Genomic DNA, 14,380 nt, shown 5'->3' with positions numbered 1-14,380 from the left:
CTCAGTACTCTCACCCCACCCAACGGATCCTAAGGGGCCCGCATTCCCGGTGTGTCCGGGCACACGCAGTACCCTGCACCGCACACAGATGCCAACCGAATCCCGGGCAGGGACTGTCCGACGAGGGAACCCTCAGCGGCGTGCGTACGAACGCGTCAGCAGCACCGTGCCGGGCGTGACCGATGCCTTCTTCACGCAGGCGGCATCGACGATATAGGCCGTGACCCTGGTGGGGGCGGAGGCGTCGGGGGCGACGAGCAGATAGACGAAGGTTCCCTGGTACACGCCCTTGTCGGAGGCGAGAACGGGCTGGTCGGTGTGGATGGCCTGCTCGACGCAGCTCGGGATGCTGCCGGTGGTGTCCTGGAAGGTCCTGTTGGACTCCATGCCCGAGGACCCCGTCGTGTCACCTTGGGACTCGACGCCCCAGGGCTTGCTGCTGCCGGCCCGGCCCCCGCCCGTCTTCTGTCCGGCGAGCAGGTCGGTCACCTGCTTCTCCAGAGTTGCCCCGGCGTAGGTGTGGGCCGCATCGGTGTGCAGCGCGGTGGGCCTGTTCGGGGTCTTGGCCATGTCGCTGCCGCCCACGGTTTGCACCAACAGGGCGCCCAGGCCGAGGGCCGCTGTCGTGAAGACGGCTCCCAGAACGACGTGCCTGCGGCCGCCCCGGCGTGTGCGCTGTGCACGGCCGGGTCCCGTGGCCGCGGGACTGTGGCCCGAAGGGCGGTCGGTCGGAGAGGCGGTCGATGTTTCACGTGAAACATGCGGAACGGCCGACGTCGCGGAGGGCGTCTCGGTGACGCCGGGGGTCATCGCTCCCAGCGGGACTTCCGCGGCCAGTGCGGCGTCGATGCGGCTCGCCACATCGTCCGGCATCCGCTGCGGTACCGGCAGCGTGCCCAGGAGCCCACGGATCTCCTCGAGGGAGTCATACACATCGGCGCAGAGGGTGCAGTCCTCCAGATGCCGCCGTATGTCCGCGGTACGGGACGGCGCGAGGAGCCCCTCACTGAGGTCGGAGAGCTCTTCGACGTCCGGGTGTCCGGCCGTGCCGGTCGTGGATGTCACGCTCGCCCACCTCCGCCCTTCACAGCAGCTGAATCGCTCGACCCGGTGTCACGTGGTCCCGCTGCGGGTGGGACGGACGTCCCCTGCGTCCGGTTCCGCCCGCCACCCGACTTCTTGCCGTCCTGGCCGCCGCTCTCCGTCCGTAGATGGGTGAGCAGCGGCAGCAGTCTGGCTCTGCCGCGGGCGCAGCGGCTCTTCACCGTGCCGGTCGGCACGTCGAGGATGCGAGCGGCCTCCGCCACCGGGTAGCCCTGCATGTCCACCAGGACCAGGGCGGCCCGTTGGTCGGCCGGAAGAGTGCCCAGGGCTTCCACCAGCTCGCGGTGCAGATCGTTGCGCTCGGCCGGAGCGGAGGCCGACTCGTGCGGCTCCAGGAGCTGCTCCAGCCGCTCCGTGTCGTCGACGGGCGAGGTCTTCCTGGACGCCGCCTTGCGGGCACGGTCCAGGCAGGCGTTCACCGTGATCCGGTGCAGCCAGGTTGTGACGGCCGACTGCCCGCGAAAGGTATGGGCGGCCCGGTAGGCGGAGACAAGGGCGTCTTGGACGGCGTCAGCGGCCTCCTCGCGGTCCCCCAGCGTCCGCAGGGCCACGGCCCACAGCCGGTCGCGGTGCCGCCGCACCAGCTCCCCGAAGGCATCGGGGTCGCCCTCTGTATGACGGGCGAGGAGGTCCTGATCGCTTACATCACCGTATGCGGCATCGTCCGCCACCGGACCCCCTCCCCCTCGGTCTGCTCAGCTCGTGTACATCACGTCGGTGATCGCCTGCTTGTAGCCAGCACCGCTGTAGCCGTCGCTGGGCGCCTGTGGCACATCCGTGATCCATAGCAGCACATACTGCGTCTTCACCGACTTCGCCGCCTTCACCGTGAGAGAGGTGCCGCTCGTCGTCGCGGTTCCGATCTCCGTCATCCCGTCGACTCCGGTCGAGGGCGACAGCGAGTCCGTGGCATAGAGATGGACCGTTGTGTGGTCGCCGCCGTACCGGAGCCCTATCGACGCGGTCGAGATCTCCTTCGCGGAGCCCAGGTCGTAGACGATGCCCACGCCGGGCTTGTACGGCGCCAGCTTCGGACCCTCGTTGTAGCGCTTGGTCCGCCAGAAAGTGGAGCGGTTACCGTCGTACGTCTTCGCGACATCGTCGGGTGCCTGGGGGTCGCCGCTGGCGACATACTCCTGCGCGCCCTGGATCTTGATCTGCGTGGCGGGCTTGGGCTTGCCGCTGTTCTTGTCGTTCCCGTCGCTCGTCTGCGTCGGATGGGTGTTGTTGGACTTGTCGCCCTGGTCCATCAGAGCTTCGGCCAGCTGCCAGCTCCCCAGCCCCAGCGCGGCGATCAGCAGCGCGGACACGACCCACTTGAGGGCCTTGCCGGTGCGGCTCTGCAGCGGGGCCGGCGGGGTCGCCACGGGCTGGGTCATGCCGGGATGGCCCGAGGGACGGCCGTACGTGCCCTGCTGGTACGTGGTGCGCTGGTACTCCGGCGGGGCGGTGAACGCGGGCTCCGGGGGGCGGATGCGGGGCATCTCGCCGACCGCCTTCGCCAGTTCCTCGGGCGTGGTGCACGGGGTCTCGTGGCGGGAGGCGGTGGCGCCGTTGTTGGCCAGCGCCCGCATGGAGAGCTCGGACAGCCCACGGTGGACGCCGGCGCGCACCTGGTCGGGAGCGATCAGGCCGACGCCCTTGGGCAGCCCGGACAGGCCAAAGGCGTCCTCGTCGTAGGGCCAGCGCTGGGTGAGGGCGGCGTACAGGAGTGCGCCGAGGGCCTCCGTGTCGGTGCGCTGGGGGGTGTCGGAGGAGATGCCACGCAGGGCGGCGTTCACGGCGAGGCCCCGGATGCGCCACTGGCCGGAGGAGGTGCGCAGCACCGTGCCCGGGTTCAGACGCAGATGGGAGAGCCCCTCGCGATGCGCGGCCGCCATCGCCTGGGAGACATGGGTGACCATCTGGTAGGCGTCATGGGCCTCCAGGGGCCCCGACGTCAGCAGGGTGGTCAGCTCGGTGGCGTCGGGCAGCCACTCGTGCACGACATAGACGAGGTCGTTCTCCTCGACGGCATCCAGCACCTGCACGAAGCGGGGGTCGCCGAGCAGCGCCGACGAGCGGGCCGCGGCCAGCACGGAACGGGCCCGCGGGTGGTCCGACGGCAGCACATGCACACCGACGGCACGGCGGAGCTTCTCGTCCACCGCACGCCAGCTGCTGAAGCCGTCCAGACGGGTGAGACATTCTTCGAGTCGATAGCGTCTGGCGAGTTTGTGGCCGCTGTGCAGTTCGGGGGGTGAGGCCTTTCCGGGATGCTCGGTCCCGCCGCCCCCCGGCGACTCGTCGCCGTCCGTCTCCCGATTCCGCATCTGGGCCGCCCCGTCGGACGTGGACTGGTCCGCCTTCGCGGTCAGCGGCTCGTCACCGCTGTTGTCTGCCACGTCGACGGCAGCCGTGCTCCGTTCCGCCACCGTCGTTCCTGCCTCCCCATCCGTTGCGCGCTGTCCGACGCAGAAACCAATTGTGCCCACAGTCCGGCGCTATGCACGACACACAGCGACGCACGATGGTTGTGCGCGTACCCCCGCCTCAGCGCCCCAGGCGCCCGCGGACCATGCCGACCATTGAGTTGAGCTCCTCGATGCGCATCTTGCGTGCGGCCACGTAGAAGACACCGAGAAGAAGGGCACCACCGCCGATCAGGGCGACGAGCGAGCCGCCGACGCCCTGGCCCAGCGTGTGGCCGATTTCGTAGCAGGCCGCCCCGCTCAGCAGAGCGGCGGGCACCGAGGCGATCGCGAGCCGCGCGTACGTCCGCAGCACCCGGGCGCCGTCCAGGTCGCCGCCCAGCCGCTTGCGCAGCCGCGCCCAGGCCACTCCGACGCCGATCGCGTACGCGAGGCCGTAGGAGGCCGCCATGCCGACCACGGCCCAGCGGGCCGGGAGCAGGATGTAGCAGGCGGCCGAGGCGCCGGCGTTCACGGCGGCCACGATGACCGTGTTGTAGAAGGGGGTGCGGGTGTCCTCGTACGCGTAGAAGGCGCGGAGCACCACGTACTGCACCGAATAGGGGATCAGGCCGAGGGCGAAGGCCATCAGCATGTAGCCCATGTTGGTCGCCGAGCCGGTGCCCGAGGCGCCGAAGATCAGGGTGCACATCGGGATGCCGAGGGAGAGGAACCCGAAGGCGATCGGCACGATCGCGACGGCCGTCGTGCGCAGGCCCTGGGAGATGTCGTCCCGTACGGCTCCGCCGTCGCCCTCGGCGGCGGAGCGCGAGATGCGCGGCAGCAGGGCGGCCATCAGGGAGACGGTGATGATGGCCTGCGGGAGACCCCAGATCAGCTGGGCGTTCGCGTAGGCGGCGAAGCCGGTGCCGGCGAACTTCTTGCCGGCGTGCTCGCCCGCGGCGGTGGACAGCTGGCTGACGACCATGGCACCCGCCTGGTTCGCCAGGACGAAGAGCACGGTCCACTTGGCGAGCATGGCGGCCTTGCCCAGGCCGTGGCCCTTCCAGTCGAAGCGAAGCCGCAGCCGGAAACCGGTCTCGCGCAGATAGGGAATCATGGCGAGGGCCTGTACGACGAGACCCAGCAGGACTCCCACGCCGAGGAGCCGCTGGCCCTCCGGCGGGATGTTGTCCACCGTCATCCCGGAGTGCGCGGCGCTGCCGTAGACCCACAGGAACATGCCCAGCGTCACGATGATGACGATGTTGTTCAGGACCGGCGTCCACATCATCGCGCCGAACTTTCCACGGGCGTTGAGGATCTGCCCCATCACCACGTGGATGCCCATGAAGAAGATCGAGGGCAGGAAGTAGCGGGTGAAGGTGATGGCGACGCCGTCGGCCTGCGGGTTGGTCGCGACCGAGTTCGACAGCACCCGGACCAGCAGCGGCGCGGCGAACACCGCGACGGCCGTCAGCAGGCCCAGGGCCACCATCACCAGCGTGAGGAGGCGGTTCGCGTAGGCCTCGCCGCCGTCCTCGTCCTCCTTCATCGCGCGGACGAGCTGCGGCACGAAGACGGAGTTCAGGCCACCGCCCACGGTGAGGATGTAGATCATCGTCGGGAGCTGGTAGGCGACCTGGAAGGTGTCGCCGAGCACGCCGATGCCCAGGGCCGAGACGATCATCGCCGAGCGGATGAAGCCCGTGAGACGGGAGACCATCGTGCCCGCCGCCATCACGGCGCTGGACTTCAGCAGGCCAGAGGCGCGCCCGCCCTTCTTGGCGGGGGGCTCGGACACGGCGGGGGCCGGTGCGGCCATGGGAGCAGCCTCGGCGGCCGGTCCGGGCGTGGGCGCGTACGCCCCGGCCTGTGCGTAGGCGTGGACGGGCTGCTGGAAGTGCCCCGTGGGGCCCTGGCCCGGCGCGGAGGCGGGCACGGACGTCTGCTGCGGGTACGGCTGTCCGCCGCCCTGCTGCTGGTCGCGGAGGAGGTGGGCGAAGGCGTCCGGCTCGTGGCGTTCCTCGCCGGCCTGGATGACCAGGTCGTCGACGCCCACGTACTGGGTCGTGCGGGGGTCGTCGCCGTAGGGCAGGTACTGCGTCGGGCCTGACGGCTCGGGCGCGGGCGGCTGGGCCCACACCTGGGGGTCCGGGGCGTACTGCGGCGTGGGCGGCTGTCCGTAGAGCGGCTGCTGCGGCTGGTAGGTGCCCGGGGGCGGCGGAGGGTGCGCGGCGCGGTCGTAGAGGGCCTCGGTGACCGGATCCTGGGCGGAGAGGTCCTGCGCCCGGTAGGGGTCCTGCCGGTAGGCGTTCTGGAGGTACATGTCCGCTTGGGGGTGCGGCGGCACCTGGCCGGGCTCGTGCGGCGGCGGGCCCTCGGGGTGGCCCGAGCCGCCCTGGCCGCGGTCACCGTCGTACGGCGCGTTCATGGTTACCCCACCTCATTGTCCCCGGGCCGACCGGCCACGACGTCGCTCAACGGTCCACTCTCTCACCCGTGCTGGACGGGTCGGCGCTTTCGGGTGCGGTGTCCGGTACCGGGTCACTCGGCTGCTCCGGGTCGTCTGCCCCGTGTTCCGCGTCCGACTCCTGTTCGGGTCCCGTCGCGGGGCCTTCGGTGTCTTCAGTGTCTACGGTGCCGTCGGCCGAGTCGTTCAGACCCCCCTCCGACGTGGTGCCGTCCGGGTCGCCCTGCTCCTCCTCGGCCTGTCGTGCGGCCAGGCGCTTGCGCTGGGTGTACATGCGGAATCCGGCGAGGACCAGCAGCAGGACACCGCCCGCGATGACCAGCATCACCGTGGGCGTGATCTCGGTGACGTTCACGTCGAAGGTGACGGCGGGGCCGTACGCCTGGCCGTCCTCTGTGAAGAGCTGGGCGACCACGTCGGCGCGGCCGTTGGCGTTGGCCGTGGTGGTGAACTTCACCGACTGGCTGTGCCCGCCGGAGACGCTGATGGGCTGCTCCGTGTAGGGGCTGTTGCCGATCTTGAGACGCGTCGGCTGTTGCGAGGTGAGCCGCAGCACCAGGTGGTCGACCCCTTGCATGAGGTTGTTCTGCACCGTCACGGGGATCGTGGCGCTGCGACCCGAGAGCTTGGTCTCCGACTTGTCGATCAGCCGGACCTGGTCGGTGAGCCCGTCGAGGTACGACCCCACGTCCAGGCGGAAGTCCGCGGCCTTGATGGGGTGCCCTCGCCAGGAGGTGGACATGGCGCGGTCTATGGCTCGCCCGAAGGGGGTGACGACCCGCTCGCGGTCGGTGAGGATCACCTTGAAGTTGTCGAGCTTGTCCTGCGTGTCCTCGATCTCCTGGAACGCCGCCTGAGGCAGCTGCTCCTTGCGCAGCGACGAGGGGTACCGGGAGGTGGACGGCACGCGCGTTGTGGCCTGCGGGTCCGGCTTGGCGTCGGCGGCCGCGGACAGTCCGGCGGACTGCGACCAGTTGCTGCCCTGGAGGGTCTTCAGCGCCTGCGCCATCGCCTGGGCCTGGCTCGCGGACGGCATGCGCTGCGGGGCCACCACGATGCTGCGCTGCTTCTGCGGCTCCTCCAGGTTGGTCATCAGGCTCTGGGCCAGGAACCTCTGCACCGCCAGTGTGGAGGCGCCGGCCGAGGACATGTCGTCCTCGAACGCGGTCGACAGGCCGGCGTCCGCGACCACCGCCGTGGTGCCACCGCCGATGGGGCGCGCCGAGGTCGGGGTGTAGTCTAGACCGCTTGTCTCCTGGAGGCTGTCGCTGCGGGCGATGATCTCGTCGGCGCCGGCGGAGGTGGCGACCTTGACGATCGAAGGGTCGATCGCACCCTCCACCGGCCAGGCGAAGTCGGTCTCGGGCTTCACGTGGAGGATGGTCTCCACGGTGCTCCCGGCCACGTCGGTGGCGTCCTTGAGATGGCTCAGGGAGCCGGTGACGTTCTTGCCGTCGTGGGCGAGCGAGGCGAGGTCGGGGTCGGCGAAGGGGAGGGCCACGACCTCCTTGTCCTGGACCGCCTGCTCAAGCTCGGAGAGCCACTGCTTGGCGACCGCCTGGTTCTTGCCCGCCGTGACCGAGTCGCCGCTGCCCTTGATGCTGTAGCTGCCCGCCATGGCGTCCACGGAGGCGAGCAGGTCGGGATCGATCACCCAGGTGACGTTCAGGCCCCTGCCCAGCGACAGGAGCTGGGAGAGGCGGCCGCCCGGAGCGATCTCCTTGGCCAGTTCGTCGTTCTGGAAGACGGGGGTCTGCTGCTGGTTGGGAAGGGTCTCCGCGGTCATGTGGACAGAGGAGATCAGCGGCCAGAGGTACGTCGTCTTCGTCTTGGCGTCCGCGCCGTCCGGCTGCCAGGGCAGGAACGTCCGCTGGATGCCGAGGACCTGCTCGTACGGCTGCGCGGAGGTCTGGCCGGAGAGCGAGACGCCGAGCTGGTAGACCCCGTCGGAGCCCAGGTCGAGCGCCTTGACGGGCACGGAGAGGCTGAAGTCCTGTTGGCCGCCGGGAGTGATCTTGTCGAAGTCCTCGACGTACTTGCCGCCGAGTTCGGTGCCGTCGAGGCCGGGGGCGTAGCCGGTGCGCCGGGCGGCGCTGTCGATCGCCCCGCGGCTGTTCAGGGACGGGCCGACCCGCAGGCCCACATGCGCGTCCGTGACCGTCTCCTGGCCGTTGTTGGTGACCGTGCCGGAGACGGTCAGGGTGTCGTTGCCGGTCGGTGCGCTGGGGGTGACCGAGTCGAGGGAGACACTGACCGTGCCGGAACCGCTAGCTGCCACCGGGGCGCTCTTCTCGGCGGCGTGCGCCGCCGGCCCGGCGGGCAGCTGTAGCAGGCCCGCCAGCAGGGGCGCACCCGCGAGCAGTGCTCCGGTGCGCCGGAGCCACCGGCGGGCAGGTGAGGGACTCATCCCCTGGAAGTCTGCCGCCTCGGCCACGCGCTCGCCCGTCCCTCGTCGTCGTCAGTGGTCGTCGGAATGTGCGTCCAGGCATGGTAACGATGTGCGCGGAGGGGAAGTGCCGCGGTCCGCCTCCCAAGATCGGGAACGAGGGGCGGCCTGTCCTATATAAAGGCGTATCGACCGGGGAATCCGCACGGGGCGTTTATGCATGGTTACGCTAAAGCTTGTGGACGTTTAATCGAGGCGCCCCCGCTCGCGCGGGCCACGTACCCTTTTCTGTTGTGCCGAACGCCAACGAAGACAATCCCAGCGCCCTGAGTCAGGTGCAGCACCGCGCGGTGAGTGAACTACTGCGGGTGTCCCCTGTCGCCGACGAACTCGCCCGCCGCTTCCAGGAGGCCGGGTTCTCGCTCGCCCTGGTCGGCGGATCGGTGCGGGATGCCCTCCTCGGCCGGCTCGGTAACGATCTCGACTTCACGACCGACGCGCGCCCCGAGGACGTGCTGAAGATCGTGCGGCCGTGGGCGGACGCCACCTGGGACGTCGGTATCGCCTTCGGAACGGTCGGCGCCCAGAAGGACGCCCGTGTCGGCGACGCGGTACAGCGCTTTCAGATCGAGGTGACGACCTACCGGGCCGAGGCGTACGACCGCACCTCGCGCAAGCCCGAGGTCTCGTACGGCGACTCGATCGAGCAGGACCTGGTCCGCCGTGACTTCACCGTGAACGCCATGGCCGTCGCGCTGCCTGAGAAGGAGTTCATCGACCCCCATCACGGGCTCGACGACCTCGCTTTCCGGGTGCTGCGGACGCCGGGCACGCCGGAGGAGTCCTTCTCCGACGATCCGCTGCGGATGATGCGTGCGGCCCGGTTCGCGGCCCAGCTGGACTTCGAGGTCGCTCCCGAGGTCGTCACGGCGATGAAGGAGATGGCCGGGCGTATCGAGATCGTGTCCGCCGAACGCGTGCGGGACGAGCTGAACAAGCTGCTCCTGTCCGCGGAGCCGCGGAGCGGACTGAGGCTCCTCGTCGAGACGGGGCTCGCCGATCATGTTCTGCCGGAGCTGCCCGCGCTGCGGCTGGAGCGTGATGAGCACCACCGGCACAAGGACGTCTACGACCACACACTGATCGTCCTGGAACAGGCCATGGCGCTCGAGAACGAGGGCCCGGACCTTACCCTGCGGCTCGCTGCTCTGCTGCATGACATCGGCAAGCCGAGGACACGCCGCTTCGAGATGGATGGCCGCGTCTCCTTCCATCATCACGAGGTGGTGGGCGCCAAGATGACCAAGAAGCGAATGATGGCGCTCAAGTACCCGAACGACCTGGTGAAGGACGTCTCCCGGCTGGTCGAGCTCCATCTGCGCTTCCATGGCTACGGCACCGGAGAGTGGACCGACTCCGCGGTGCGCCGGTACGTCCGTGACGCGGGCCCGCTCCTCGAGCGTCTCCACAAGCTCACCCGGTCCGACTGCACCACCCGTAACAAGCGGAAGGCGGCTGCGCTCTCCCGCGCGTACGACGGGCTGGAGGAGCGCATCGCCCAGCTCCAGGAGCAGGAGGAGCTGGACTCGATCCGCCCCGATCTGGACGGCAACCAGATCATGGAGATCCTGGGTGTCCGCCCCGGTCCCACCGTCGGTCAGGCGTACAAATTCCTGCTGGAGCTGCGTCTGGAGAACGGGCCCATGGAGCACGACGCCGCAGTGGCGGCGCTCAAGGAGTGGGGGGCCGAGCACGGCTCCTGAGATGAAGTGGGGGCATGTTTCACGTGAAACATGCCCCTGGATGCGCGGAGGGGCGATGTTTCACGTGAAACTTCGCCCCTCTGGCCTGTCTGGACCGACGCGTTACTTGTTGCCCTTCAGGCAGAGCACCACATCGTGGCCGTTGCCGTACTGGACGTAGGAGATCGTCGCGTCCTGGACGGCCTCGCACTTGCTGTCATCGGTGGTGTCGTCAAACTTCTGGACGACCTTGTACTGGGCGTCGCTGGAGGAACAGTCGACCTCGTTCAGGTCTGCCTTGGAGTTCGTGCCGTCGTTGTGCATGCAGGCGCCCACCGACGTGGTCTCCGCGTCCGTCTGGCTGCTCCACCAGCCGATGCCGAACTTCACAGCCACGACGAGGGTGGCGACGACGATGGTTCCGACGATGCGCAGCGCCTTCTTCCCCGCACGCTTGCCGGGACCCGCCTGCGGCGGCATCGGGGCAGGTGCTCCCTGGTTCGGGAAGGGGGCGTAGGGGGCCTGCGGGGCTCCGGGGTAGCCGCCCTCCTGCGGCGGAACTCCGGGCTGACCGGGCTGCCGTCCCATGGGCGCCGGGGGCTGCTGGGCGTACGGGTTCGGGCCCTGGGGCGGCGGAGTGGTCACTATGGGGGTCCCCCTCGAACGTGAATGCGTTATGCATGAAAGTAAGACGCACGTAAGTTACCGGCCCCCACCGACAACCTTGAAGCTCAGAGGGGTTCCGTAGCCCTGATGTGACACTTACTGGTGTTCGAAGCGGGACATAGTCACAGCAACTGCCGCATAGATTACGGCGACCGTGACCACCAGGGCGGCTGAGCGGCCGTCAGGAGGCAGCATCAGAGCGGCGAGTCCCGCCGCGCCGACGAAAGCGGCGTTGAAGAGCACGTCGTACACCGAGAAGATCCGGCCTCGAAAGCCGTCCTCGACCGCCGACTGGACGATCGTGTCCGTGGAGATCTTGGCCCCCTGGGTGATCAGTCCCAGGACGAAGGCGGCGACCAGCAGGGGCCCGACGGCGAACGGAAGGCCGAGCGCGGGCTCCAGCACCGCGGCGGCCGCGGCGCACACGGCGATCCAGCGGCCGGGACCGAGCCGTCCCGCCGCCCACGGTGTCATCACGGCCGCGGCGAAGAAACCGGCGCCGGACACCGCCAGCGCCGTCCCCAGCAGGGCGAGCCCGTGCGCCGGGTCCGAGGCCAGGGCGTAGCGGCACAGCATGAGCAGCAGGACCAGCAGCGCGCCGTAGCAGAACCGCATCAGCGTCATCGCGGTGAGCGCCCAGACGGCCTCCCGGCGCGGAGGCTCGGCCAGATGACGTACGCCCGCCACCAGGGCGCGCAGGGTGCCGGCGAGCGCTGTGCCCAGCCGTGGTGGCGCCGCGGTCCGGTCGGGCCCCAGTTGGTCCGGTGCCAGGCTGAGCGAGACGAGGGCCGAGCCCAGATACAGGGCCGCGGCCAGCAGGACCACGGCCGCGTCGGATCCCGCGGCCACCATGCGCACCAGGAAGGCGAGTCCGCCGCCCACGGTCGCGGCGAGCGTGCCGGCCGTCGGGGAGAGCGAGTTGGCCATCACCAGGCGCTCGCCGTCGACCACGTGCGGCAGCGAGGCCGACAGTCCCGCGAGGACGAAGCGGTTGACCGCGGTGACACAGAGCGCGGAGGCGTAGAAGAGCCAGTCCGGGACGTGAGCCAGCATCAGAACGGCCGTACCGCAGGCCAGCAGGGTGCGCAGCAGATTGCCGTAGAGGAAGACCTGGCGCCGTCGCCAGCGGTCCAGCAGGACTCCCGCGAAGGGGCCGACGAGGGAGTAGGGAAGGAGCAGTACCGCCATCGTGGAGGCGATGGCCGTGGCCGAGGTCTGCTTCTCCGGGGAGAAGACGACGTACGCGGCGAGTGCGACCTGGTACACGCCGTCGGCCCCCTGGGAGAGCAGCCGCACGGCGAGCAGACGCCGGAAGTCCCGGAAGCGCAGGAGGACGCTCAGGTCGCGCACGACGGACATGGGGCCCAGCCTCACATACGCGCAGGGTCCCCGGGCACCTGCCCCGGGGACCCTGCACAGGTCGCAGACGAACGGGCGCCTTAGCGCTCGACCTCGCCCTTGATGAACTTCTCGACGTTCTCGCGGGCCTCGTCGTCGAAGTACTGGACCGGCGGGGACTTCATGAAATACGAGGACGCCGACAGGATCGGGCCGCCGATGCCGCGGTCCTTGGCGATCTTCGCGGCGCGCAGGGCATCGATGATGACACCCGCGGAGTTCGGGGAGTCCCAGACCTCGAGCTTGTACTCGAGGTTCAGCGGGACGTCGCCGAAGGCGCGGCCCTCGAGGCGCACGTAGGCCCACTTGCGGTCGTCCAGCCAGGCCACGTAGTCGGACGGGCCGATGTGGACGTTCTTCTCGCCGAGGTCCCGGTCGGGGATCTGGGAGGTGACGGCCTGCGTCTTGGAGATCTTCTTGGACTCCAGGCGCTCGCGCTCGAGCATGTTCTTGAAGTCCATGTTGCCGCCGACGTTCAGCTGCATCGTGCGGTCCAGGACGACACCCCGGTCCTCGAACAGCTTCGCCATGACGCGGTGCGTGATGGTGGCGCCGACCTGCGACTTGATGTCGTCACCGACGATCGGGACGCCCGCCTCGGTGAACTTGTCGGCCCACTCCTTGGTGCCGGCGATGAAGACCGGAAGGGCGTTGACGAAGGCGACCTTGGCGTCGATGGCGCACTGGGCGTAGAACTTCGCCGCGTCCTCGGAGCCGACGGGCAGGTAGCAGACCAGGACATCGACCTGCTTGTCCTTGAGGACCTGGACGATGTCGACCGGCTCCTCGGCGGACTCCTCGATGGTGGCGCGGTAGTACTTGCCGAGGCCGTCGAGGGTGTGGCCGCGCTGGACCGTCACGCCGGTGGTGGGGACGTCGCAGATCTTGATGGTGTTGTTCTCCGAGGCGCCGATGGCGTCCGCCAGGTCGAGACCGACCTTCTTGGCGTCCACGTCGAACGCGGCGACGAACTCGACGTCACGGACGTGGTAGTCGCCGAACTGGACGTGCATCAGGCCCGGGACCTTGGACGCCGGGTCGGCGTCCTTGTAGTACTCGACGCCCTGCACCAGCGATGCGGCGCAGTTGCCCACGCCGACGATGGCTACGCGAACCGAACCCATTCCGGTTGCTCCCTGTGTGTGCGAGGTGAAGCCCCGAATGGACCTCACGTGGTGGTGTCGTCGGACGGATCCGGCCGGGTGCTGTCCCGGTGCCGGGGCAGGCCGCCCGTCTCTCCAGATGTGCTGCCGTGAGCGGAGCCGTCGGCGGTGGAACCCCTGAGGTCCCGTCCGGCCCGCTCGCTCTCGATGAGCTCGTTCAGCCAGCGCACTTCGCGCTCCACGGACTCCATTCCGTGGCGCTGAAGCTCGAGGGTGTAGTCGTCGAGGCGCTCCCGGGTGCGCGCCAGGGAGGCCCGCATCTTCTCCAGGCGTTCCTCCAGCCGGCTACGGCGGCCCTCGAGCACGCGCATGCGCACGTCGCGGGACGTCTGCCCGAAGAAGGCGAAGCGAGCGGCGAAGTGCTCGTCCTCGTAGACGTCGGGGCCCGTCTGCGTGAGCAGCTCCTCGAAGTGCTCCTTACCTTCCGCCGTGAGCCGATAGACGATCTTGGCGCGGCGCCCCGCGAGCGGAGCGGCGTGGGCATCGTCGGCGGTACCGCCTGTCTCCTCGATCAACCAGCCGTTGGCGACCAGCGTCTTGAGGCACGGGTAGAGCGTCCCGTAGCTGAACGCACGGAATACACCCAGTGATGTATTGAGTCGTTTGCGCAGCTCGTAGCCGTGCATCGGGGACTCACGGAGCAGACCGAGGACGGCGAACTCAAGGATCCCGGAACGCCGGCTCATGTGCGCCTCCTCTCTGCCGCTGTCTCGTCCGCGCGGTCTTTATGCCGTGCTGATGTATCGACTCGATACATCAGCACGATAGAACGCCCCTCCGGGTGCGACAAGAGGGGGCAGGGTGAACGGGGTCACATCACCGATTCGTTGGATGCAAGTTGCCTGATTTGGGGTGAACTCCTGGGCTCGGTCGGTTTTGGCGGTGCGTAGTCTGTGCGGCATGCACACCTCCGGGAACCGAGTGACGCCCGGGGACGTCCTCGTCCCTGGTGCAGTACGGGTGAATGCACGAACGACCGCATCCGTACTTCGGGGGGACCGGAAACCAGCCGCCGTTTCCAGGCGCGACAGGATGCGCCTGCCCGAGGAGTAATCGTT

Annotated in this window: 10 protein-coding genes; 1 reads left to right on the top strand and 9 read right to left on the bottom strand. The window is 69.2% G+C overall.

The genetic code is table 11. The features are described 5' to 3' along the window. Positions 1–132: 132 nt before the first annotated feature. The 5 genes from ACFYX0_RS31345 to ACFYX0_RS31325 form a co-directional block, all read right to left on the bottom strand. Positions 133–1,065, bottom strand: coding sequence for an anti-sigma factor family protein (locus tag ACFYX0_RS31345; protein WP_388975150.1), 933 nt, complete (start codon positions 1,063–1,065; stop codon positions 133–135). Beyond that, positions 1,062–1,775 (bottom strand): RNA polymerase sigma factor SigM, encoded by a 714-nt coding sequence (sigM, locus tag ACFYX0_RS31340; RefSeq protein WP_311693810.1) that lies wholly within the window; start codon positions 1,773–1,775, stop codon positions 1,062–1,064. Before sigM ends, ACFYX0_RS31345 begins: the two co-directional genes overlap by 4 nt. Before the next feature lie 24 nt (positions 1,776–1,799). Further along, complete coding sequence (locus tag ACFYX0_RS31335) at positions 1,800–3,518, bottom strand: serine/threonine protein kinase (RefSeq protein WP_388975148.1); 1,719 nt, start codon at positions 3,516–3,518, stop codon at positions 1,800–1,802. A 118-nt stretch (positions 3,519–3,636) separates the two neighbouring features. Continuing rightward, on the bottom strand, positions 3,637–5,928 hold the full coding sequence (gene murJ, locus ACFYX0_RS31330; protein ID WP_388975145.1) for a murein biosynthesis integral membrane protein MurJ: 2,292 nt from the start codon (positions 5,926–5,928) through the stop codon (positions 3,637–3,639). Between the two features lie 46 nt (positions 5,929–5,974). Further along, positions 5,975–8,401, bottom strand: coding sequence for a DUF6049 family protein (locus ACFYX0_RS31325; RefSeq protein ID WP_388975142.1), 2,427 nt, complete (start codon positions 8,399–8,401; stop codon positions 5,975–5,977). 245 nt (positions 8,402–8,646) lie between these two features. Here ACFYX0_RS31325 and ACFYX0_RS31320 point away from each other — a divergent pair, with 245 nt between their 5' ends. Then, positions 8,647–10,116 carry a CCA tRNA nucleotidyltransferase gene (locus ACFYX0_RS31320; RefSeq protein WP_388975139.1) on the top strand — a complete coding sequence of 490 codons (1,470 nt, stop codon included), beginning with the start codon at positions 8,647–8,649 and terminating at the stop codon, positions 10,114–10,116. A 102-nt stretch (positions 10,117–10,218) separates the two neighbouring features. Here the strand turns inward: ACFYX0_RS31320 and ACFYX0_RS31315 are convergent, their stop codons facing one another. From ACFYX0_RS31315 to ACFYX0_RS31300, 4 genes are all read right to left on the bottom strand, one after another. Next, a complete protein-coding gene (locus ACFYX0_RS31315) occupies positions 10,219–10,740 on the bottom strand; it encodes a hypothetical protein (RefSeq protein ID WP_388975136.1) in 522 nt (173 codons plus the stop codon). Between the two features lie 117 nt (positions 10,741–10,857). Next, a complete protein-coding gene (locus ACFYX0_RS31310) occupies positions 10,858–12,120 on the bottom strand; it encodes an MFS transporter (protein WP_388975133.1) in 1,263 nt (420 codons plus the stop codon). An 80-nt stretch (positions 12,121–12,200) separates the two neighbouring features. Further along, on the bottom strand, positions 12,201–13,283 hold the full coding sequence (locus tag ACFYX0_RS31305; RefSeq protein WP_355906702.1) for an inositol-3-phosphate synthase: 1,083 nt from the start codon (positions 13,281–13,283) through the stop codon (positions 12,201–12,203). Positions 13,284–13,327: 44 nt separating this feature from the next. Continuing rightward, entirely contained in the window at positions 13,328–14,008 is a 681-nt protein-coding gene (locus ACFYX0_RS31300; RefSeq protein WP_311693825.1) for a helix-turn-helix transcriptional regulator, read from the bottom strand. Between the last annotated feature and the right edge of the window lie 372 nt (positions 14,009–14,380).

The organism is Streptomyces sp. NPDC002573, assembly GCF_042889625.1.
GTDB classification, from domain to species: domain Bacteria; phylum Actinomycetota; class Actinomycetes; order Streptomycetales; family Streptomycetaceae; genus Streptomyces; species Streptomyces gibsoniae.
Note: the sequence above shows the minus strand (reverse complement) of the source record. Positions and strands in the feature narration are given on the sequence as shown.